The sequence below is a fragment of the Flavobacterium sp. genome, assembly GCF_047602195.1.
Taxonomy (GTDB): Bacteria; Bacteroidota; Bacteroidia; order Flavobacteriales; family Flavobacteriaceae; genus Flavobacterium.
In genome coordinates this window covers 531851-555882 of record NZ_JASGHW010000003.1, presented here as the reverse complement: position 1 = coordinate 555882, position 24032 = coordinate 531851, and the positions used below count along the sequence as shown (strand labels likewise).

Here is a 24032-nt window from a genome sequence, read left to right as displayed (position 1 = left end):
CTGTTCCTCCTTTTACCTGCTTAAATACAAACGCCCTTGTTTCGGTTTGCGGATGCCATCGCCGAATTCGAGAATGTAGAAATACACGCCCGGCGGAACCAGGTTGCCGCCCATTTTGACACCGCCTTCAGAAGAAGTACCGTCCCAATCCGGGGTTCCGATATTGCCTTTGTACAATAGGTTGCCGTAGCGGTTGTAGATTTCGAGTTTGAAATTCGGGTACAATTCGCGCAGGTTCTTGATTTCGAATCGGTCGTTGATCTGGTCGTTGTTGGGCGAGAATCCGTCCGGGATCAGGATCTCATCGACGACGCATTGGGTCAAGTCGACCGTGACTTCCAATCTCACGGCGCTTTCGCAACCCGAAGCCGAACTGTAAGCGGCATAATAGGTATTGCCGTTGACCAATGGATCGTTGGCGTTGTAGGCCGTTCCACCCGTTTCGGCATCATACCAAACTACAGGATCTGTGCCCGAAACATTCGCGGACAAATCGGCGATGGTCGGATTATCGGTTGCACAGAATTCGTTTCCGTTTTCCTCCAATACCGGCGTTCCGAGTTGTTCGACGGTAAAAGTCACCGCATTGAACGTCACGCCCGAAATACCACAGGTACTCGTCGATAAGGTCAATTGCGTAATCGTGATGGTCGTCGTTCCCGGATTCTGTAAATCGGCAGCCGGAATATCGAAATGCGCTTCACCTGAAGCGAACGCAACCGAAACCGTAGTCGTTGCCGTATTGGATCCGGTCAAGGTATAATCGATGGTATACGTGCCGTCGGTCAAATTCGTCGCACCCGTAATCGTGACTTCGTTGTCGAATCCTTGGCACGCATTTGCGGCAGATACCGAGGCGCCCGTTGCATTCGGAACCGGATGTACGGTAAACGATGTCGATGCGTTTTCGGTATGGTTCTTACAACCATTTACCGTGAGAATCGCCGTAATGGTCAGCGTATAATTGATCGCCGTGGCAAACACCGATCCCGGAACCGTAAACGATCCCGCTCCGCCTGTAATGGTGACATTGGTCGCGCTTCCGTTGACTGGTGTTCCATTTGGAATGTCGTAGTTGAATTGGTAGACGCCTTCGGGCAAACCGCTTGCGCCAGCAATCGTTACCACCGCATTCGAACCGAGACAGATATTGGCAATCGACAAATTCGCACTGTCGAGATTGGCAATCGGGTTGATCGTGAAATTGGCCGTGACATCGGTCAACGTGGTCACACAGTTGGTCAGCGTGTTTCCGATGTTGAGGAAGGTAATGGTTGTAACCCCGGTATTCGGTACATCGGCAGCCGGAATCACGAAACTGCCCGTTCCGCCAGTTACCGTTACATTGGCCAGCGTATCCGGCAAGGTATTGCTGTCCGATAAGTTGTAAGTCAAAAGATAACTGCCGTCAGCCAATCCGGTCAAGTTAACCGTCACATCGTTGCCCAAACAATTCGGTGCGGCGATGACGATATTGGTACCGGACAAGGTCGGTGTAGGCACAATCGTGAATTGTACGGTTTCTGAATCGGTACCGCACGGATTGGTAATCTGATACGTGTAATTGTACGTTCCTGCTACAAAACCTGAAATGTCCAGGTTGTTGCTGACGACCAGATTGTTGCTGTCGACCCAATCGCCCCCGGTTTGATAACCTGTAAGCAAGGCAAACAGATTGATGGTACCGGTAGCGTTACAGAACGTCTGCGGACCGGTAAAAGTTCCCGCGTTCGGCACCGGATTGACAATCACGGTTACCGTGGCCGTATCGGTGGTACAAGGCGTCACGCCGCCGCTCACGGTATACGTAAAATGATAGGTTCCCGGAGCTACAGCAGAAGCATTGAACAAATTGCCGCTCAAGGCGCCCGTCGCGTCGTCGTCGTTCCAAGTGCCTACGCCTTGCGAACCGTTCAATCCCGTAAACAAATCGACGGCCGTATCGGTCGAACACGCATTGATCAATAAGGTTGCACCTGCCCCGCCCGCATTTGGCGATTGGACCACGCTGATCGTTACTGTAGCGGTATCGGTTGAACACAATCCACCGCCTACGGTATAAGTATACACGCCCGGCGCATCGACGAGTGGATCAAAAATACCCGTACCGCTGGCCAATGCCGGTGACCAGGTGCCGCCTGGTTGTGGGGTTCCGCCGAGACTCAGGAACAAATCGCTGGCCGGATAATTCGAACAGAAGAAAGCAGTACCATCGGTACCTGCATCCGGTACAGGATTGATCGTTACCGTTACCGTCGCCGAATCGTCGTCACACGGTTGGTTGCCTTCAAAAGTATAGGTATAAACCCCTGGCGGGTCAATCGCAGGGTTGAAAACACCGGTGCCGCTGGCCATGGCCGGAGACCAGGTTCCACCAACTTGAGGGGTTCCGCCGAGGCTCAGGAACAAATCCTGCGCCGGGCTGTTTTGGCAAAATGCCGCCGTTCCGGGTTCGCCTGCATTGGGTCCTGGCGTAATGGTAATCGTTACGGTCGCCGTATCATTGGAACACGGTGGCGTAGCTGTAATGGTATAGGTATAAACCCCAGCCGGATCGACCGACGGGTTGAACAATCCGGTACCGCTGGCCAGTGTCGGCGACCAGGTTCCTCCTGTCTGTGGGCTTCCGCCGAGCAAGGTAAACAAATCAACCGCATCGGCATTTGAACACAAATTCTGGCTGCCATCGGTTCCTGCATGGGCCGGAGGCGTAACGGTTACGGTCACCGAAGCCGTCGCATTCAAACAAGGAGGCGTACCGAGCAAAGTATAGGTATAGGTTCCAGATGGATCAACTGCAGGATTGAAAATACCACTTCCGCTCGCCAAGGCCGGAGACCAGGTTCCGCCCGGTTGTGCAGTGGATCCGAGCAACAGGAATAAATCCTGCGGATTGGCACTCGCGCACAGCGAGAAGGCGGCATTGTTACCTGCCACAGGCGGCTGAACGACTGTAATAGTAACCGACGCATTCAAAGGCTGGCTGCACGGTGGTGTTCCTGATGCGGTAACACTATTGAGCGTGATGGTAGTCGTGGCCGTATAGTTTCCGGTAATCGTTGCCGTTCCCGAAGCATTCAGCGTCACGTTTTGGGTACCGCCCGGATTCAGCGTATAATTCACGATGGCATTCGGTGTCCCGGTAATGGTAATCGTGGCCGAAGATCCTGAACATATCGTTGAAATCGTGGCAGCAATCGTCGCCGTTGGCAACGGCACCACAGTAATCGTAATCGAACCATTGACCGGTTGCGTACAGGCCGGTGTTCCCGACAAGGTGGCGCTGATCAAAGTGTAAACCGTCGTAACGGTGTAATTGGAAGTGACGGTGGCCGTTCCGGTAGCATCCAATACGATCGTTTGGTTGCCGCCCGGGTTCACATTGTAAGCAATGGTCGCATTGGGTGTTCCGGTAAAAGTGACTGTGGCCGAACCATTCGGGCACACACTGGCATTCGAAGAAATTGAGACCACCGGTGGTGGAATCACTGTAATGGTCACGGTGCCTGTTTGTGGCTGGCTGCATCCCGGAGATCCTTGCGAAGTCGCACTGGTGAGCGTATAAACGGTGGTAGTCGTATACGTATTGGTGATGGTTGCCGTTCCAGATGCGTTCAGGATGATCGTTTGGTTGCCTCCCGGATTGACATTGTAAGCAATGGTTGCATTCGGCGTTCCGGTGAAGGTTACCGTAGCCGATTGTCCCGAACAAATCGTCGCATTGGCCGCTATCGAAACCACCGGCAGTGGCGCCACGGTAATCGTGATCGAACCCGTAGCCGGTTGCGTACAGGCCGGTGTTCCTGAACTGGTAATACTGATCAAGGTATAAACTGTAGTGACGGCATAAGTTCCGGTCAAGCTCGCATTTCCGGATGCGTCGAGCACGATGTTTTGCGTACCGCCCGGATTGACCGAATAAGTTACGGTAGCATTCGGTGTGCCTGTAAAAGTCACAGTCGCCGTACCGTTTGGACAAACCGTCGTATTGCTCGAAATGCTGACCACAGGCAATGGGGCTACCGTAATCGTAATACTTCCGGTAACCGGTTGCGTACAGCTTGGCGTGCCTGGTGTGGTGACACTAACCAACGTATACGTTGTCGTCACGGTATAAACATTGGTAATCGTAGCCGTTCCCGATGCATTCAAAGTAATCGTCTGTGTTCCTCCCGGATTGGCCGTATAAGTCACCGTTGCATTGGGCGTTCCCGTAAAGGTTACCGTCGCGCTTTGGCCCGGACAAACCGTAGTATTCGAAGAAATGCTAACCGTCGGTGCCGGCAATACCGTGATGGTCACCGTCCCGTTTGCCGGTTGACTACAGCTTGGTGTTCCCGGAGAAGCCACACTCACCAAAGTGTAGGTAGTGGTCGTGGTGTAGGTATTCGTAATCGTTGCCGTGCCAGATGCATTGAGCGTAATGGTTTGCGTACCACCCGGATTGGCCGTGTAAGTTACGGTTGCATTCGGCGTTCCCGTAAAGGTTACCGTGGCGCTTTGGCCCGAACAAATCGTCGCATTGGCCGCAATGGAAACCGTTGGCAATGGCACTACGGTAATCGTAATCGAACCTGTTGCCGGTTGGCTACAACTCGGTGTTCCCGAAGAAGCCACACTGACCAAAGTATAAGTGGTCGTCGTGGTATAAGTACTAGTGATCGTTGCCGTTCCCGAGGCATTGAGCGTAATGGTTTGTGTCCCTCCAGGATTAACCGTGTACGTCACCGTTGCATTCGGTGTACCCGTAAAAGTAACCGTCGCGCTTTGCCCTGAACAGATTGTCGCATTGGCCGCAATGGCCACCGTCGGCAATGGACGGACCGTAATGGTAATCGAACCCGTCACCGGTTGGTTACAGGCCGGCGATCCGGGCGCAGTAACACTGACCAAGGTGTAGGTCGTCGTCGTCGTGTAGGTATTGGTAATGGTCGCGGTTCCCGAAGCGTTCAAAGTAATGGTTTGCGTACCGCCCGGATTGACCGTATAAGTCACCGTCGCATTGGGCGTTCCAGTAAACGTCACCGTCGCACTCTGTCCCGGACAGATGGTCGTATTGCTCGAAATATTGACAATCGGCAATGGAACCACCGTGATCGTAACTGTTCCGGTAACCGGTTGGCTACAGCTCGGTGTTCCAGACGAAGCGACACTAACCAGCGTGTAAGTCGTCGTGGTCGTATAATTATTGGTGATGGTTGCCGTTCCCGACGCATTGAGCGTAATGGTTTGTGTGCCGCCCGGATTGGCCGTATAGGTGACCACCGCATTCGGCGTTCCGGTAAACGTCACCGTCGCACTGCCGCCCGAACAAACCGTCGCATTGGCCGCAATGGTTGCGGTTGGCAATGGAACGACCGTAATGGTAATCGATCCACTGATTGGTCGCGTACAACTCGGTGTCCCAGAAGTTGTGATGCTGACCAAGGTATAAGTCGTTGTAACCGTATATATTCCCGTAATGGTTGCCGTACCGGAGGCATTGAGCGTAATGGTTTGTGTACCACCCGGATTGGCCGTATACGTAATCGTCGCATTCGGTGTTCCTGTGAAAGTAACGGTTGCCGTGCCTCCCGAACAAATCGTTGCATTCGCCGAGATAGAAGCCGTCGGTACCGGCAATACGGTAATAACGACTGTACCGCTAACCGGTCTCGTACAACTTGGCGTACCCGAAGAAGCGATGCTGACCAATGTAAAAGTAGTCGTAGCCGTATAGGTGTTGGTCACCGTTGCCGTACCCGCTGCGTTGAGCGTCACGGTTTGCGTACCGCCTGGGCTGACATTGTAAGTTACGGTCGCATTGGGCGTTCCGGTGAAAGTCACTGTTGCAGTTCCACCCGAACAAATCGTGGTATTGGCCGCAATCGTCACCGTAGGCAATGGCAGGACATTGATTGTAATCGAACCAGTCAAAGTTTGTGTACAACTCGGCGTCGTGGCCGATGAAACACTGACCAAGGTAATGGTTGTCGTGGTCGTATACGTATTGGTCACAGTAGCCGTTCCCGCCGCATTGAGCGTTACGGTCTGTGTGCCACCCGGATTGGTCGTGTAAGTCACGGTCGCATTGGGCGTTCCCGTAAAGGTGATGGTCGCGCTGCTGCCCGAACAAATCGTCGCGTTGGCAGCCACGGTTGCCGTAGGCATTGGAAGTACGCGGATGGTAACGGTCGAGGTCGCCGGCGCACAAGCCCCGCCACTCACGGTATAGGTAAACACATAAGGGCTTCCGGCTACGGTCATCGTCGAGACATTGACGGTACCCAGATGTCCGTTGCTGGTAGCCAGTGGACCGCTCCAGGTTCCGGTCGTTGCCGGTGTTCCTCCTAGTAAATTAAAAAGGTTGATTGGTGCCGTGGTCGGGATTTGCGAAATACAGATGTTCTGGCTTCCATTGCTGCCCGCATTGTTGGGCTGATCGAAAACCGCCATGACTTCGAGTCTTTCGAGGCTTTCACAAAAAGCATCCGAATCGGCGGCATAATACATCTGCCCATTGATCAATGGCGTGGACGGACTCAACTCCACCCCCGAACTCGGGCTCGGGTACCAAATGATCGTCGCCGTTCCGGTGGCCTGCAAATCGCCTACTGTTGGCGTTCCGGTCGTACAGAAATGCTGAACCGCCGGTCCAATCGGTGTCGGCAAGATGCGCACCGTGACGAAAACCCTTTGGCGCGAAGTCTCGCAGCCGGTATTCGGATTGATCTGGCTCGCCCAATAAAAGGTATTGTTGATCAGGATAGTCGATGGGGAGAGTGCGGTTCCGCTGGTTGCCGAAAGATACCATTGGATCTGGTTCCCAGTGGCCTGCAAATCGGAAACGGTCGATTCTTCGCAAAAACCTTGTTGCTGTGCCGAAACCGTAGGCTTCGTGTAGACGCTCACATTTACGACTTGACGCACCCCGCAAGCACCGGTGTTGTCATCTACATAATAATCTTCGCCATCGGTAAGTGCGGTAGACGGCAACAAGAAATTGGCCGCAGGCGTATTGATTTCGGGATACCAACGGATTCCTCCGCCGTTATTGGTCGCGACAAGACTCGCTATGGTCGGGTTTTCGGTGTCACAAAAAGATTGGTTGGCATTGGTAATCGTAGGACATTGCGCTGAAGATTGTGCCATCCCGGCGAGAAACACCAGGCAAAAGAAAAGAAATTGTATATTTTTTTTACCAAGAGTATTGATTCCCATAAGCAAGCGATTTGACAAATTAAGAAATTTAAACGCCTTGTAAATTAGGGCTTACAGGCGAAAACCTAATGTCTTATTCGCAGAACGGTGCTGTCAATTCCGAAAAGATTTTTCACAATAAAACACTCTCCGTACCACAACACTATATTACTTAATTTATCAAATCTGCAATTTTGGTCATTTTTAATGTTATGAACAAAGTAATAAACAATTTGTTTGGATTTTATTAATAAATAAAAACTTACTTTTCCAAGAATCAAATGCGAATTTATCTTAAATTGCGAATATTAATCACCAAACAATTTGATATGAAAACATTAAAAATCGCAATACTTCTATGTATTGCTGCAAATTTTGCGATTTCCTGTAGTTCCGATGAATTTTCGGAAAACACTCCACAATCTCCACAAAACTACAACACCCACAAAGCCGGCGGAGGCGGAAATCCACCGCAACCCGTTGCCAACAACGTCGTAACCATAGCCGGAAACCAACCGGGCTATGCCGACGGAACCGGAACAGCCGCCTTGTTTATGTTTCCACGCGGCCTGTGCAAGGACGCTTCAGGGAATGTGTATGTGGCCGATTATGCCAACCACAAAATCAGGAAAATCACGCCGGCCAATGTAGTGACTACTTTCGCAGGAAGCAGCAACGGCTATGCGAACGGTACCGGTACCGCCGCCCAATTTTCCTATCCGTTCGGGTTGTGTATGGACAGTTCGGGTAATCTTTTTGTTTCTGAAGCCTATGGCCGCATCCGCAAAATTACCCCGGCAGGCGTCGTGAGCACTTTTGTCTATCTCGTCGCGGCTTTGCCTCCGGGTATCGCCTATTCGCCGGACGATATCTGCATCGACAGCCTCGACAATATTTATGTGGCCGATGTCAATAACGAATTGATCCACAAAATTACACCGGCCGGGGTCGTTTCAACCTTTGCGGGAAGTACGCTGGGCTATGCTGACGGAACCGGAACCGCCGCCCAATTCAACAATCCGGCTGGTATCTGCACTGATAGTTCCGACAACATTTATGTGTCCGATGCCGGCAATGTCAAGGTTCGTGCGATTTCTCCCGCAGGCGTTGTCACTACCTTGGCCGGAAGCACGGCAGGCTACAACGACGGCGCTCCGGCATCGGCACAATTCAACAACTTGGCCGGGATGTGCGTCAATGGAAATGTCATTTATGTGACCGACGACCACCGCATCCGCAAAATCGCCATCACCAACGGAACTGTTTACACCATGGCCGGCGGCGCTTTTGCCGGAGATGTTGATGCCGTGGGCGCGAATGCACGATTCAATGCACCGCAAGGGGTCGTATTTGCCAATTCCAAATTGTATGTCGCCGACACTTTCAATAGCAAAATCAAGACAGTTACCCCGTAATTGAAAATTGCAATAAAAGCAAAAGCCTGACAATGTCAGGCTTTTTTTATGGATTTCTTGGTTTATTCTTTTTCGTCCTTGTGGATGTAGTTGACGATATTGTACACCACGATCACATCTTTTTGGGTGATGTAAAGCTGCTTGCGGTTGTCCTGTTTCTTGCGTGTGATGATCGAAATGGTAAACGGCATCCCGTTTTCATCCGAACAGGAAAAACTGTAGATCAAATCGTCGTCATTTTCCACTTCATCCTCATAGCTCACGATTTGGTACACCTGGATTTCCTGCGAATAGATGACCAGCCTGTTCTTGTTGGTGTCCAAAGTCACGACGATCGAGGCCGGTTGCAGTTCGGACCATTTGCCCCAATTTCCGCTGGCATCCTTTTCCATCACGCTGAAACCGGTGGTCATGAATTTATAGGTTTGTGCTTGAGATTGATGTAGCCCTAAGACCAAAAACAATAACAGCCATGCAATTTTCAACTTGTTCATACTTTCAAATATTTTCCAAAAGTAAGGAATTTATATTTCAATTTTTTGGAGTTCCGCTTTCGCAGATTCGAATTCAGAAACCACATCTGCAACAATCTGCCTGACCGGCTTGATGTCGTGGATCAAACCTGAAATCTGACCGATTTCGAGTTCGCCTTCTACCAGATCGCCTTCGAACATCCCGCGTTTGGCACGTGCCCTACCGAGCAATTCCTGTAGCGCTTCCACCGTTGCGCCTTGGGCATACAAAGCCTGCACGTCGTGGTAGAATTTATTTTTGATGAGCCGCACCGGCGCCAGTTCCTTCAAGGTGACGTGCGTTTCGCCTTCACCCAATTCCACGATCACTTTCTTGAAATCCGCATGCGCAGACGATTCTTCCGAAGCGGCAAAACGGCTTCCCATCTGGATGCCATCCGCACCCAGCACCATGGCTGCGAGCATTCCGCGCCCCGTGGCAATACCTCCGGCAGCGATGAGCGGGATTTGTATTTTTTCCTTGACCATTGGGATCAGGGTCAGTGTGGTGCTTTCTTCCCTGCCGTTGTGCCCACCGGCTTCGAAACCTTCTGCCACTATGGCATCGACTCCCGCTTCCTGCGCCTTGAGCGCAAACTTGGAACTGCTCACCACATGCACGACCGTAATGCCGTGCTCTTTGAGATAAGCCGTCCAGGTTTTGGGATTTCCGGCCGAAGTGAATACGATCTTGACGTCTTCCTCGACGAGGATTTTCATGATTTCCTCAATGTTCGGATACAACATCGGGACATTGACTCCAAAGGGTTTGTCGGTCGCTTTCTTGCATTTTTGGATGTGTTCGCGCAACACTTCGGGATACATCGACCCGGCGCCGATAAGGCCCAGACCTCCCGCGTTGCTGACCGCGCTTGCTAATTTATAACCGCTATTCCAGATCATTCCACCTTGGACAATCGGATATTGGATATTAAAAAGCTGTTTGATTCTGTTCATTAAAAATTTGGGGTTATGCGATTACTTTTTGATCAATTTACCGTTTTGCGTATGTCCGGCAGCTTCAATCGTGTACAGGTACATCCCTGAATGGAGCGCCTCCAAAGAGATAACGCTATTTTGGTCCGAAACGTATTGCTGCAACATTTTCTGTCCGATTGAATTGTACAGAGTGATGTTCCCCGATTCCGATGGAAGCGATACAGAAACCGTATTGCCGGCCGGGTTCGGATAAACGACATAGGTCGTCGCATTTATTTTGGGAAGCCCGAGGACATTGGCCAGCGCCTGTGCAAAATTCGGGATACCGTAACCCAATTCGTCGTTCGGGTTGTTGTAAAGATGCGCCGATTCCTTGACCATCTGCATGATTTCCTCATTGGTCGCATTCGGGAGTGCCTGCCAAAAACTAGCCACCATTCCTGCGATGATCGGACCCGAAAACGAGGTTCCATTGGCCGTGGTAATGCTGCCCGACGGATTGGAAACCACCGAACCCTGTCCTTGCGCCACCACATCGGGTTTCACGCGGCCATCGAATGACGGTCCGTGTGAACTGAATACCGCATAATTGCCATTTTCATCGACCGCGCCGATGGTGAGTGCATGGGTCGCATCGGCCGGAGCCGTAATATAGAACCAATCGTCATTGCCTTCATTGCCCGCCGAAACCACGCAAATCATCCCGCGGCTGTAGGCGATGTTGAGCCCACGTGAGATAAAGGCGGTCGTACCGTTCATGTCTTCGTAGGTATGGCTGTAATCTGGATTGTCGAAATTGGAATAGCCCAACGAAGTCGTGATGATGTCCACGCCCAAACGATCGGCTTCCTCGGCGGCTTCCACCCAAAGCGATTCCTCGAGCGGACCTTCGTTTTCGCCATCTTCGGTGATGTACAAATAATAAGACGCATCAGGCGCCGTGCCTACCAATTGGTTGTTTTTGTAGCCGCCCATGGTAGAAAGCACCATGGTGCCGTGGGAAATGCCGCTGTAGAAATTGGCATTTCGGTTCACGTAATCGTATCCGCCCAAAATGCGGTTGTTGTCGCGCAATCGTGCAAAAGTCGAAGCTGTATTTACGCCTGGAAAACCGCCGTCCATGACCGCAATGACTTTACCCAATCCGGTAAAGTTTTGTTGGTGCAGCAAATGCCCGTTGAGCATTTCAATCTGGTTTCCGGAATCGCCGTAGTTGAAATCGACCAAAGTCTCAAAAGTCTTGTTGACTTTCTTAAGTTTTTTCGGACTGGCCGTACGGCCGGCGATATTGAGGTCTGGATTGGCAAATTCGATGTGGTCCACGAACGCCAAATTGTCGAGCGTATTAATTTGCGACTGCGAGCCACGAACGTGCACCGCATTGAACCATTTCGATTTGGCCATGACCGTAATCCCGGTCGCCGCTTCCACTTGGTCTACATACGGTTGGTGAATGGGCACATCTTGAAAATCGAGTGGGATATTTTGGACCGTTCTTCTGTCGAGCGAACGTTGGGTGAGCATCGTCAATGGATTGGCCAGAAAAGTCGCAGAATTGGGTTTTGCATTGAAATACACCCAGGCATCTTCCTGCGAAAATACCGTCATTGCTGCAAAAACAAGCAGAAGGGTAAATACTTTCTTCATAGTAAGGTGGTTTTTAGGCGGTAAATCTACGAAATTACTCCCGAACCAACTAATTCATTTTCAACAGATACAAAGCTATTTTGATGTGATTGAAATTGCGACAAAAAAAGTCATTTTTTTTAAGAAATCACCCCGGAACCAACCAGTTCATCGCCAATGTGCCAAGCCACAAACTGCCCCTCGGTAATCGCCGACTGCGCTTGCTCAAAAGCGACATACATGCCATGCTCAAACTGATGCAAAACAGCCTCCTGCAATTCCTGGCGGTAACGGATCCTGGCCTTTACGTTCATCGTTTCGCCCGGAGCCAAGGCCAAATCAGGACGAATCCAATGCACTTCCGATTGGCCGATGTACAATGCTTTGCGGAACAAGCCCGGATGCTGGCTGCCTTGCCCGGTGTAAATCGTATTGGTTTCGACATCTGTCGCAATGACAAAAAGCGCTTCGGGTGTGCCGCCTACGTTCAAGCCTTTGCGCTGTCCGGTGGTGAAATAATGCGCGCCTTGGTGTTTGCCGACCACTTTTCCCATGTCGGGTGAATAATGTATTGGCGTAGCTTCGAACGAAAGCTGTTCTTCCAAGGAATCGCTTTGGGGTTTTCCGTTATTGTAGACCGGTTGGTTGGCGTTGATTTCGACAATGAGGCCGTCCTTGGGTTGCAATTTCTGTTGCAGGAATTCCGGCAGACGCACTTTCCCGATGAAACACAATCCTTGCGAATCTTTCTTTTCGGCGGTCACCAGGTCCATTTCGGCGGCGATGGCACGCACTTCGGGCTTGGTCAGTTCACCGATCGGAAACAGCGCCTTGGCCAATTGTTCTTGCGACAACTGACACAAGAAATACGACTGGTCTTTGTTCTTGTCGATGCCCGACAGCAATTGGTAAACGGGCGCACCATCGACCTCGATTTCGCCTTTGCGGCAGTAATGTCCGGTAGCGACATAATCGGCACCGAGCGAGAGCGCAATCTTCATGAACACGTCGAACTTGATTTCGCGGTTGCACAACACATCGGGGTTCGGTGTACGGCCTTTTTCGTATTCGGCAAACATATAGTCGACAATCTTTTCCTTGTACTGCTCGCTCAAATCGACAGTCTGGAATGGAATACCGAGTTTTTCGGCCACGAGCAAAGCATCATTGCTGTCCTCGAGCCAAGGGCATTCGTTGGATATGGTCACCGAATCATCGTGCCAGTTCTTCATGAAAAGACCGATGACTTCGTATCCTTGTTGCTGCAACAGATAGGCGGCGACACTCGAATCTACGCCTCCGGAAAGTCCGACTACTACGCGTTTCATTGTTTGGATTAAAAGATTGAAAAATTAAAAGATTGAAAGCTGTCCTTAAAATCGGCACAAAGGTAAGCGATATTTTAAAAGGGGAAAGTTAACGCGATTGTAATTTTAAATGACGGCATCGACTGTGGCCGGTTGTTATTGGTATGGATAAGTACATTTGCCTTTGTCCGGCCGGGTCGAATCAATATGCCTGAAAAGCGGCAGGTATTTTTTGGAGGGCACAAAGGTGATTTGATGCGCTCCCGAAATCGAATAGTAATCCGGATGAAAAATATTGACCACTTTAAAACCCAATTTACGGATGAAATTTTCGCAGGCCACAATATGGCTGTTTGCCCTTACAAAGGTCAGGGTGATTTCGTTGTCCGCATTGATGGTTCCGTACCTGTAAAAAGTGCCCGCGAGAAAAGAGACTTTTTGGTAGGCTTTCTTGAATTTTTGCTGTTTCAGGATCAAAAAATAATAGGCGTAGTCTTTGTTTTCGATGGTGTCGTAAAATCCGTAGTCCGGGATCAGTTCGCGTGTGTAAAATTCGTTGAAAAATGACGAAAGTTCTTTAGAGTAGATGGCGCCTTTCTCTACCTCAAGCTCGAATTTCACTTGGCCGATTTTACCGAGCGAATCCAAAATGATTTTCTGGTAAGGTTCTTCTCCACAGAAAATATAGGTCAGCGGCTCTTGGATCTTGGGATGGTCGTAAGGCGACATTTTACCTTCGTAATCGCCCAATATCCCCAATAAAAAACGGTTTAAATCGGATCGATTTTTTTTGGATTGTGCCGCAAGGATAGGGCAAAACAACAAGACGCCAAACAATAGCACTTTATTCATCGCAACCTTCTTAATTAATAATGGCCAATGGACGAACTGGCGAAACACCTCCTTTTAGGAAACGAAGACCAACGTGAAATTTCGGGTACGTCGCCTCAAAAAATTACTGGTTGGGATCCTTACGCGGTTTGCTTGGCTTTTTGCGTTTCTTGATGACTTCGTCGTTGTCTTTCTTGACCGGTTTGCCGTCTTTGAAATATTCCCATTTGCCCACCTTTTTGCCGTCCTTGAAAACACCTTTGGCCACGACTTTGCCCAGCGGATCCCAGTAAGTTGCCGGTCCGTCGAGCTGGCCATTCTTAAAATTGGAATCCTCGAGCAAGGTGCCCTTCATCGTATAGGACTTGTACGGCCCCTCTTTTTTCCCGTTGGCATAATTGGCTTCCTCGGCAACATTCTCCTCGCCCGCCACACCCGAGCCGCGGTAATAAACCGTGCGCTTGCCGTGCAGTTTTCCGGCTTTGTAGTTTTCGACCGTCATGATGTCGGGCAGGTTCTCGTGGTAGTAAATCCACTTGCCCTCGTAGAGCCGGTTGACTTCCTTGCCTTCGCTGACCTTGAATTTTCCGTCCTTGAAGAAAATCGTATAGGCCGAACCATCGGGTTTGAATTCGCGTGTGGCGACCACCGTTCCGGCTTTGGTATCATCGAAAAACCTGAACGTGCCGACTTCCTTGCCGTGCTCGAAAAGTCCCTTCGTAGCGCGGTCGTTTGGATTCGGTGTACACCCCTTTCCAAAGACCGTGCTTTTTGCCTTGGGCATCGAGTTGGTTGGTTTCTGTCTGTGCCCAAACAGAAAGGTTCAAAAGCAGGGCGGTGGCGATTCCGAAAAGTCTCATGTGGTGGCTCATTGTTTCCTTAATAACTATTGAAACGGATTTTTATTTCAGCAAAAATACATTTTTTGGCAAAGTACGAAAATGCATTAACGCCGATTTAGTAAAATGGCTTGACAAAAAATGCCATAAAAAAAGCCCCCGTTTAAGAGGGCTTTGGGATTTATTTTTTCTTGTTCTGGGCGGCTTTCTGTGCTTCGGCCTGCTCCATCATCTCCTGCATTTTCTTTTGGAACTTGCTTACCTTTTGCGGTTTCTGTTTGTTCTCCTGGATCTGTGCGTGGATTTTCTGTTCGTCGACGACATATTTCTTGATGACGATCATGATGCCGATCGTGATCAAGTTCGAAATGAAGTTGTACAAACTCAATCCCGATCCGTAATTGTTGAAGAAGAACAACATCATCAGCGGCGAAATGTAAATCATGATTTTCATGATCTTGCCCATATCCGGCATGCCTTCCTGCGGCGGTTGGCTCATCGCCTGGTCGCCCGTGGTCATTTTCATGTAGAAGAAAATCGCGATCGCAGCCAAAATCGGGAACAAACTGATGTGGTTTCCATAAAAAGAGGAAATCACCGGAATGTGTGTTTTCCAGGTAAAAATGGCATCGAACGAAGACAAGTCATCGGCCCAAAGGAAACTCTTTTGGCGCAATTCGATCGCCGCCGGGAAAAACTGGAACGAAGCATACATGAACGGCAATTGAATCAGCGCCGGAATACAGCCCGCCATTGGGTTGACGCCCGCCTTGTTGTACAATTTCATGGTTTCCTGTTGCTTTTTCATCGGGTCCTTCGCAAACTTTTCGTTGAGTTCGGCCAATTCCGGACGCAGCACTTTCATCTTCGCCTGCGACAGGAACGACTTGTACGTGATCGGTGACATGGCCACCTTGATCAAGATCGTAAACAGGATAATGGCGATTCCATACGCGATGAACGAACTCAGGAATCCGAACAACGGCACGAAAATGAATTTATTGATCCATCCGAAAATCCCCCAGCCGAGCGGAATGATCTCGTCGAGGTTGCGGTCGTAGGCATTGAGCAATTTGTAATCGGCCGGTCCGTAATACCAGTTCATCTTGTAATCGAGTTCGCCATTGGTGTAGGCCAGCGGCAATTTCGATTTGAACTGCTTCATGAAAACCGTATCTTTTGTACTGTCGTCCATGAGTTCGGTTGAATGCATTTCGGCTTTTTCAAACGGCTTCTTGGTCAATAAAATAGATGTAAAGAAATGCTGCTTGTACGCAATGTAACTGACTTTGTCCGCCACGGCATTCTTGTCTTTACCGTGCCCGAGGTAATCGTCCTTGCCGTCTTCGTATTCGTAGATCAATTCGGCAAAACGGTTTTCGTAGCTGATGCTTTTCTCGTTTCGGTACGTTTTCAAATCCCATTCGAGATCGGCCGGTTTGGCAGTGTTGAGCACGTTTTTCAACCCTTGCGAACGCACATCGAAATCGAGCATGTAGTCCGATTTCTTGAGTACATAACGGTATTCGAGGTATTGTTCCGGCCCGGCTTTGAGACGCATCGTCAGGACTTTGTCGGTACCCGAAGTCGTCAGCGTCGGCTCGAAATACATATTCTTCGTATCGATGATGCGGTTGTCGCTCGTTTGCAAACGGATGTTGAAATCGGCGTTGTTGTTCTTGATCAATTCGACCAATTCGCCCGAACCTTTCTGGAAACGCTCGAACTCCTTGAGTTTGGCCTCTGCGATATAACCACCGCGGTTCGCGATTTTCAAGACGACGAAATCATTCTCGATCGTCGTAAAATCTTGCTTGGCCGAAGGAAGCGATGCCGAATAAGCGAAAGCGCCCAAAGTCCCGCGCAATTTGGCAATCGTCGCCGAATCGCCGGCCGTCACGTTGGTCTGTACCACTTCGAGTTGCTTGGCCGCGGCCGCCTGGTCTTTCTTGGCCTGTTCGAGTTTTTCCTTTTTGGCTTTGTCGGCCGCGATTTGTTCCTCGGTTGGTGCATTCTGGTACATGATCCACATCAGGATACCGAAAATCAAAACAAAACCAACAATCGACCTAAAGTCTAACTTTTTTTCTTCCATTTGCTGTAGCCGAACAAGCGGCCGTTATTAAATTACTTCTTTTTTGCCTTAACCGTCGCCGCCACAAAATGGACGAACAACGGGTGCGGATTGGCCACCGTACTCTTGTATTCCGGATGGTATTGCACGCCGATGAAAAACGGATGTTTCTCGATCTCGATGACTTCCACCAAACCGGTTTCAGGGTTGATGCCCGATGCTTTGAGCCCGCCTTTTTCGAGCTTGTCGAAATAATCGCCGTTGTATTCGTAACGGTGGCGGTGGCGCTCCAATATTTGTTTCTGCCCGTAGATTTTCATCGCGAGCGTGTTGTCCTTGATGTCGCATTTCCAAGCTCCGAGACGCATCGTACCGCCTTTGTCGGTGATGGTTTTCTGTTCTTCCATTAAATCGATGACCGGATGCGCGGTGCCTTCGTTCATTTCGGTCGAATTGGCATCCTTGAGCCCGAGTACATTTCTCGAATATTCGATGACCGCCATCTGCATGCCCAAACAAATTCCAAAGAACGGGATGTTGTTTTCACGCGCATAGCGTACGGTCTCGATCTTGCCCTCAATGCCGCGTTCGCCGAAACCGGGCGCGACAAGAATGCCGTCGAGTCCTTCCATTTTTTCGGCTACGTTTCCTGCATCGATGTATTCCGAATGCACCGAAACCACATTCACTTTCGTTTCGTTGGCCGCACCGGCATGGATAAATGCTTCGAGGATTGATTTATAAGAATCCTGCAACTCGACATATTTTCCGATCAAGCCAATGTTGACGACGTGCTTCGGATTCTTCAAATGTTGCAAGAATACATTCCAGTTTTTGAGGTCAGGCGTATTCTTTTTCGGAAGGTTGAGTTTTTTCAAAGCCACGACATCCAATCCTTCTTCAAGCATCAGGTTCGGGACTTCATATATCGTCGAGGCATCGATCGATTGCACAACCGACTCACGGGTGACGTTGCAAAATTGTGCGAGTTTCGAACGCAACTCATCCGAGAGTTCGTGCTCTGTCCTACAAACAAGAATATCGGCCTGGATGCCGCTTTCCATGAGCGTCTTGACCGAGTGCTGTGTCGGCTTGGTTTTGAGTTCACCCGCAGCGGCCAGATAAGGAACCAATGTCAGGTGTACTACGATCGCATTTTCCTTACCCAAATCCCACAACAACTGGCGCACCGATTCGATGTACGGCAACGACTCGATGTCACCCACCGTTCCCCCGATTTCGGTAATCACGATGTCGTAATCGCCCGAGTTGCCGAGCAATTGCATGCGCTCCTTGATTTCGTTGGTGATGTGCGGTACGACCTGTACCGTTTTGCCCAGGAATTCACCGCGGCGTTCCTTTTCGATCACCGAAAGATACACGCGGCCGGTGGTCACGTTGTTGGCCTGGGAAGTCGGCACGTTGAGGAAACGTTCGTAGTGGCCCAAATCGAGATCGGTTTCGGCACCGTCATCGGTCACGAAACACTCGCCGTGTTCATACGGGTTGAGCGTTCCTGGATCGACATTGATGTACGGATCGAATTTCTGGATGGTCGTTCGGTAGCCCCTGGCCTGTAATAATTTTGCCAACGAAGCCGCGATGATGCCTTTTCCGAGAGAAGAGGTCACGCCGCCGGTAACAAAAATATATTTCGTTTGGTTCATTGTGATGTTGTTGTGTGTTGTTGCGTAAAAAAACGTCGCAAAAGTAGTGAAATTAATTAGATAATTGGACAATTAGAAAATGAGAAAATGTAAATTTTGGGTAAAAATTAGCGTTCCATTTTATAATTGTCACATTTTCCAAAATTGGACAATTAGAAAATGAGAAAATATAAATCCTGGGTAAAAATTAGCGTTCCATTTTATAATTGTCACATTTTCCAAAATTGGACAATTGAAAAATGAGAAAATGCAAATTTTGGGTAAAAATTAGTACTCTATTTTTTAAAATTTTCTAATTGGCACATTTCCTAATTTTCTAATTGCCCGGTTTTGGAAACTGCCGTTTAATGTTGCGCACCAATTCCTCCAATCCATTCAATTTAAGTTCGTAAACCAGTTGCAGTTGCTCGCCCAAAGCCCCTTTCGGAAACCCTTTGTTGTGGTACCAAACGACATAATGTTCGGGCAAATCAATGAGGTACCTGCCTTCGTATTTACCGAATGGCATTTTGGCGTGGGCAAGTTTGATGAGGAGTTCGCGGTTGTTCATTTTGATTGAGAATCAAGAGCCAAGAATCAAGACAAAAACCCATCTTGCAGCGAAGCGGTCTTGACCCTAGCAACGCAGCGGTCTAAAATTATTTCCAATTAAAAGTTACCTCTTTCTCAATGTCCGGATGCAGGCTCAAGAACACCGGACAGGTCATTGCGGCGCGTTCGAGGATCGTTCTCGTCTTTTCATCGGCGGCGACCGACATATTCAAAACCGCTATGATTTTGGCAATTTTTCTTGGTTCGGGCTGCATGATTTTGGTGATCTCGACCGTGGAGCCGATCAGGTCCACGTTCAAATCCCTCGACTTGATCGCCATGATCGATACCATGCAACTGCCCAGCGCGTTGGCGACGGTATCGGTGGGTGAAAACGCTTCGCCCTTGCCATGGTTGTCTTTGGGTGCGTCGGACAAAATTTCGGTGCCCGATTCGATGTGAACAGAAGATGTTCTTAAATCGCCGAGATAAGTTACTTTAGAGGTCATTAATTTACTTGTTTTACGGATAAATCTTCCTGGTATTCGAGAATGTACACGCCTTTGTTGATGTAACCTTCGGTTGGTTTTTTGTAGTATTCGAATTTGCTTTCGACTTGCTGCGTCCGGTCGTCCTTGGCCGATTCTTCGAACGATTTGCCTTGTGAAAGTCTCAGCATCGTATCGAACGTAATGTCAAATCCGCGCACGGCAAACTGGCTCGGGAAAATCTTGTTCTTGGCCTTATAGGCATTCTCAAACATTTGTCCTTCCAAGGTGTTGTTTTCGCGTGTCAATGACGGATACAACAATTTCAAAACGGTCAAACGCTTCATCGACACTTCCTCGAAATCAAGCGTTTCGTTTGGTTCGATGATCACGAGTTGGATCTGGAAACTCGCCATTTCGTTGAGCAAGGCATTGGTCGTACTCAGGATCATCCCCGTTTTTTCCGAATCCATCACGACATAATTCATCTTGTCTTTGCTGAATTGTGCCTTCATGTTTTCGATGTCGACCGCACCGGTTTCGGTGATGGTGACGAATTTGGCTTCGGGATAATTCTTGGTGATGAACTCCTTATTCGATTGGCGTTTCGGGTCGCTGACGACCAAAATGTTACCGCCTTTGGATTTCATGAAATCGAACATCGCCCCTTTGGTAAATTCGCTCGGCGGCATCGCCTGGTACAAATTCGGATAGGTTTTGCCATTTTCTTTTGATAAAGGAGAAATCACGGCGACGTTATTTTTGCCGAGCATTTCAGCCACTTTTTCTACATACTGCTGATAAAATGGCCCGATGATCGCATCGGCTTTGGCCAAATTGTTTTTCTCGACAATGCTTGCCACATTCGACGATACCTTGCTTTCTTCGGAATCGAAAATCTTGACATCGATGTTCAATCCCAAAGTCTTGGCCGAATCGATCGCCATCAGCGCACCCGAATAAAAGTCGAGCGTCATGTTCAGGAATGCATCCTTTTTGAGACGCGTGGCCATCGTCTTGACCGTATCGCCCTGGATTTTGGCCGCGTTGAACGGCAACAGCAACACGAGTTGTTTCTTGCCTTGCACCTTGATCGTCTTGGTCAAATCGGCAAACTTGCCATCGGAAACCGCAGGCGGATTTTGGCGCACCATCGATCCCTTGCCCGGCACTTTGAGGATCATCCCGACTTTCACGCCTTCTTTGAGTGTTGGGTTGAGCATAAGCAGTTCTTCCTGGGTGATGTCGAACATTTGCGACAGGCTGAACATCGTTTCTTTGGGTTTGACTTCGTAATTGGCAAAACCGCTGAAATGGGTCGTTTTAGTCGTTTCGGTTTTAGTCGTTGTGGGTTGGGCCACTTCAGTTACGACTGGCTTTGGTTTTTCAACAACAGGCTCTTGTTTCGGCTCTTGCTTGGCCGGAGTTCCAGAAATCGTGAGTTTATATCCAATCGGTAAATTGGCAACAATATCTGGGTTTTTGCGCTCGAGTTCGGCTACGGTAATGCCATATTTCTTGGCGATGCCGAATTTGGTTTCTTTGGGTTGCACGACATGGTAAACACCGAGCCCATTCGAATCGTTAACCTCTCGCGCCGTACTGGGTTTGCTTTCTGCTGGTTTGGGAGTTGTAATGACTTGCGGTTTCGATTCGACTGCAACTGTTCCGGGATTTCCCGTCGCCGGAATTTTAATCGTCTGCCCGATCTTGAGCCCGTCTTTCAAAACATCGGCGTTGAGGCTTTGCAGATCGGCCACGCTGACATTGTATTTTCTGGAAATGCTGTACAATGTTTCTTTGGGTTCGGCTACATGCGTCCTGGCCGAAGCAGATGTAGTAGCCGTTTTTGGTTTTTCGGTTTGGGCCACGGGTTTCGAACCAGTAGAAGAAGCGGGAATCAAGATGACATCGTTCTCTTTGATGCCGCCCTGGGAATCTGGGTTGAGCCGATAAATATCGTAAGGGGTTACTTTGTATTTGGCCGCCAACTGCGTGATGGTTTCCCCTTTGGTTACCGTATGCTTGGTGTAATTTTGTGCCGAAGCAACTGAACTGGCGGTAAAAAATAAAATACAAAAAGTAAGGATAATACGATTCATCTGGTCTCTTTTTAGTTGATGGCGGGCAATGCTAATTCTTCGTAATGGTTAAGGTCTGGCCAATTTGCAAGCCGTGTCTGGCGACATCCGGATTTTGCGTCTTGATGTCATCGACCGTTACCCCATAACGTTTGGAAAGGCTGTATAGTGTTTCTTTGGGTGCGACTTTATGCGTAAAAGTTCCGGCAGAAACGGTTTCGGTTGGTGCAGTTTCATTCACTTGGGTCGGTACCGTTTTTTCTTCGACCACTTCTTTGGTTGGCGTCACCGTAGAACCAATCGACGAATCGGTGCTGTCGATGCTTTTGGTCGTTGGAATTCTGACAATCTGCCCTACTTTGAGTCCTTTTTTCAAAGCATCGCCATTGCTCATTTTGATTTCATCGACCGAAATGCCGTATTTGCGCGACAGGCTGTATAACGTCTCGCCCGCTTCCACGGTATGCTCGGTTTCTGAATCGCGACTAACGACAGTAAGCGTTTGTTCCTTGGCAGGTGTCGGCTTAGCTTTCGCTGGCTTAGGCTTTTGCTTTACAGGTTCTTCGGCTGGTGGTGGATCGTTTTGCACCACTTCCTGCGGCGTTTCTTCCTGTACCGTTTCTTCCTGTTGGACGACAGGTTCTTTTCTTGGCACCGGAATCTGCAACACCATGCCCTGGCTGATGCCATTGACGGCAAACTTGTTCAAACGGTAAATTTCGGTGGGATCGACGAGGTATTTCTTGGAGAGCATGCGAACGGTTTCCCCGAGCTGCACGGTATGGCTGACAATGTCTACTTCCTGGTTTTTGTTCTGGGCCCATGTGGTCTGGAACAAAACCAACGCCACAAAAAGCAATACAATCTTTTTCATACCCATCGATTTAAATTTACTCCCATTCAATCGTTGCAGGTGGTTTCGAACTGATGTCATACACCACGCGGTTTACGCCCTTGACTTTGTTGATAATATCGTTGGAGACTTTCATCAGGAATTCGTACGGCAAATGTACCCAGTCGGCGGTCATCCCGTCGGTCGATTCGACGGCACGCAGAGCAACCACTTTCTCATAAGTGCGCTCATCGCCCATGACCCCTACACTGTTGACCGGCAGCAAAATAGCGCCCGCCTGCCAAACCTTGTCGTACAAGCCCCAAGACTTCAAACCATCAATGAACACGGCGTCAACCTCTTGCAATATACGAACTTTTTCTTTAGTTATATCACCAAGGATGCGGATTGACAATCCCGGCCCCGGAAACGGATGGCGTCCGAGCAATTCCGGATCGATACCCAAAGTCGCGCCGACACGTCTTACTTCATCCTTGAACAACATGCGCAAAGGCTCGACGATTTGGAGTTTCATGTAATCGGGAAGTCCGCCCACATTGTGGTGCGACTTGATTGTGGCCGATGGTCCCTTGACCGAAACCGATTCGATCACGTCCGGATAAATCGTGCCCTGCGCGAGCCATTTGACATCGGTGAGCAAATGCGCCTCGTCGTCAAACACCTCGATAAAAGTCTTCCCGATGGCCTTGCGTTTGGCTTCGGGATCGGTCAAACCTTCGAGCGCCGCCATGAAACGGTCGGTCGCATCGACGCCTTTGACGTTGAGCCCCATGCCTTGGTATTGGTTCAGTACGCTTTCGAATTCATTCTTGCGCAAGAGTCCGTTGTTGACGAAAATGCAATACAGATTTTTACCAATGGCCTGGTTCAGCAAAACCGCCGCCACGGTAGAATCGACGCCGCCCGAGAGCCCGAGGACGACTTTATCGTTTTGTAATTTTTCTTTGAGTTCAGCTACTTGTTCCTCGACGAAAGCATTCGGCGTGAAATTCTGCGGCACTTCGGCGATTTTGACGAGGAAGTTCTCGAGGATTTTCTTGCCGTCGGTCGAATGGTACACTTCCGGGTGGAATTGGATCGCAAAGGTCGGTTCGCCTTCAATTCGATACGCCGCATTTTCTACGTCATGTGTGCTGGCCAAACGGATGCCGTTGGTCGGCAACGCCTTGATCGTATCGGAATGCGACATCCACACCTGCGAATTTTCGGAAACGCCGTAGAAGAAATCTTCCTCATTCTTGATGTAGGACAAATTCGCACGGCCATATTCGCGCGTATTCGACGGTGCGACCTCGCCTCCTGAAAAATGCGCCAGATATTGCGCCCCGTAGCACACGGCGAGCAACGGCATCTTGCCACGGATCTGCGACAAATCTGGATGCGGTGCATCTTCGCCTCTTACAGAAAAAGGGCTTCCCGACAAAATGACGGCTTTAAAACTTGATAAATCACTCGGAAAATGATTGTAGGGGAAAATTTCGCAAAAGATGTTGAGTTCGCGAACCCTTCTCGCAATGAGTTGTGTGTATTGCGATCCGAAGTCTAGGATAAGTACGTTGTGTTGCATGCGCAAAATTAGTTTTAATTTTTAGATTTTAAAACAAGATTATCAGATTATCAGATTGTCGGATTGTCAGAAAAAAATAAGCAGTTCAAATCCAGTAAATTCAATCACATCAAATTCGAAAAT

Annotated in this window: 15 protein-coding genes; 1 reads left to right on the top strand and 14 read right to left on the bottom strand. The window is 49.3% G+C overall.

Annotation, left to right across the window (positions count from 1 at the left end; translation table 11 throughout):
• Positions 1–12: 12 nt before the first annotated feature.
• Positions 13–7200 (bottom strand): gliding motility-associated C-terminal domain-containing protein, encoded by a 7188-nt coding sequence (locus QM717_RS05920; RefSeq protein ID WP_415035785.1) that lies wholly within the window; start codon positions 7198–7200, stop codon positions 13–15.
• A gap of 308 nt (positions 7201–7508) precedes the next feature.
• On the opposite strand from QM717_RS05920, the gene QM717_RS05915 reads away from it, so the two are divergent.
• Positions 7509–8594: a hypothetical protein gene (locus tag QM717_RS05915; RefSeq protein WP_415035783.1), complete on the top strand. Its 1086-nt coding sequence runs from the start codon at positions 7509–7511 to the stop codon at positions 8592–8594.
• A 62-nt stretch (positions 8595–8656) separates the two neighbouring features.
• Here QM717_RS05915 and QM717_RS05910 read toward each other — a convergent pair whose 3' ends face one another.
• From QM717_RS05910 to guaA, 13 genes are all read right to left on the bottom strand, one after another.
• Positions 8657–9088: a hypothetical protein gene (locus QM717_RS05910; protein ID WP_415035781.1), complete on the bottom strand. Its 432-nt coding sequence runs from the start codon at positions 9086–9088 to the stop codon at positions 8657–8659.
• A 30-nt stretch (positions 9089–9118) separates the two neighbouring features.
• A complete protein-coding gene (locus QM717_RS05905; protein WP_415035779.1) occupies positions 9119–10063 on the bottom strand; it encodes an NAD(P)H-dependent flavin oxidoreductase in 945 nt (314 codons plus the stop codon).
• 21 nt (positions 10064–10084) lie between these two features.
• Complete coding sequence (locus QM717_RS05900; protein WP_415035777.1) at positions 10085–11692, bottom strand: S8 family serine peptidase; 1608 nt, start codon at positions 11690–11692, stop codon at positions 10085–10087.
• 119 nt (positions 11693–11811) lie between these two features.
• Positions 11812–12999 carry a tRNA 2-thiouridine(34) synthase MnmA gene (mnmA, locus tag QM717_RS05895; protein ID WP_415035775.1) on the bottom strand — a complete coding sequence of 396 codons (1188 nt, stop codon included), beginning with the start codon at positions 12997–12999 and terminating at the stop codon, positions 11812–11814.
• A gap of 135 nt (positions 13000–13134) precedes the next feature.
• Positions 13135–13830 (bottom strand): hypothetical protein, encoded by a 696-nt coding sequence (locus QM717_RS05890; RefSeq protein ID WP_415035773.1) that lies wholly within the window; start codon positions 13828–13830, stop codon positions 13135–13137.
• 103 nt (positions 13831–13933) lie between these two features.
• Positions 13934–14593 (bottom strand): toxin-antitoxin system YwqK family antitoxin, encoded by a 660-nt coding sequence (locus tag QM717_RS05885; RefSeq protein ID WP_415035771.1) that lies wholly within the window; start codon positions 14591–14593, stop codon positions 13934–13936.
• Positions 14594–14829: 236 nt separating this feature from the next.
• Positions 14830–16743 carry a membrane protein insertase YidC gene (yidC, locus tag QM717_RS05880; protein WP_415035769.1) on the bottom strand — a complete coding sequence of 638 codons (1914 nt, stop codon included), beginning with the start codon at positions 16741–16743 and terminating at the stop codon, positions 14830–14832.
• Positions 16744–16775: 32 nt separating this feature from the next.
• On the bottom strand, positions 16776–18389 hold the full coding sequence (locus tag QM717_RS05875) for a CTP synthase (protein WP_415035767.1): 1614 nt from the start codon (positions 18387–18389) through the stop codon (positions 16776–16778).
• Between the two features lie 316 nt (positions 18390–18705).
• Positions 18706–18939 carry a DUF3820 family protein gene (locus QM717_RS05870; protein WP_415035765.1) on the bottom strand — a complete coding sequence of 78 codons (234 nt, stop codon included), beginning with the start codon at positions 18937–18939 and terminating at the stop codon, positions 18706–18708.
• 88 nt (positions 18940–19027) lie between these two features.
• Positions 19028–19429 (bottom strand): OsmC family protein, encoded by a 402-nt coding sequence (locus QM717_RS05865; protein WP_415035763.1) that lies wholly within the window; start codon positions 19427–19429, stop codon positions 19028–19030.
• Positions 19429–21510, bottom strand: a complete 2082-nt coding sequence (locus tag QM717_RS05860) for a LysM peptidoglycan-binding domain-containing protein (RefSeq protein ID WP_415035761.1) — start codon at positions 21508–21510, stop codon at positions 19429–19431. Before QM717_RS05860 ends, QM717_RS05865 begins: the two co-directional genes overlap by 1 nt.
• A 31-nt stretch (positions 21511–21541) precedes the next feature.
• Positions 21542–22363, bottom strand: a complete 822-nt coding sequence (locus QM717_RS05855) for a LysM peptidoglycan-binding domain-containing protein (protein WP_415035759.1) — start codon at positions 22361–22363, stop codon at positions 21542–21544.
• Between the two features lie 16 nt (positions 22364–22379).
• The gene (gene guaA / locus QM717_RS05850; protein WP_415035757.1) at positions 22380–23909 is read right to left on the bottom strand and encodes a glutamine-hydrolyzing GMP synthase; all 1530 of its coding nucleotides are present in this window, start codon (positions 23907–23909) and stop codon (positions 22380–22382) included.
• Between the last annotated feature and the right edge of the window lie 123 nt (positions 23910–24032).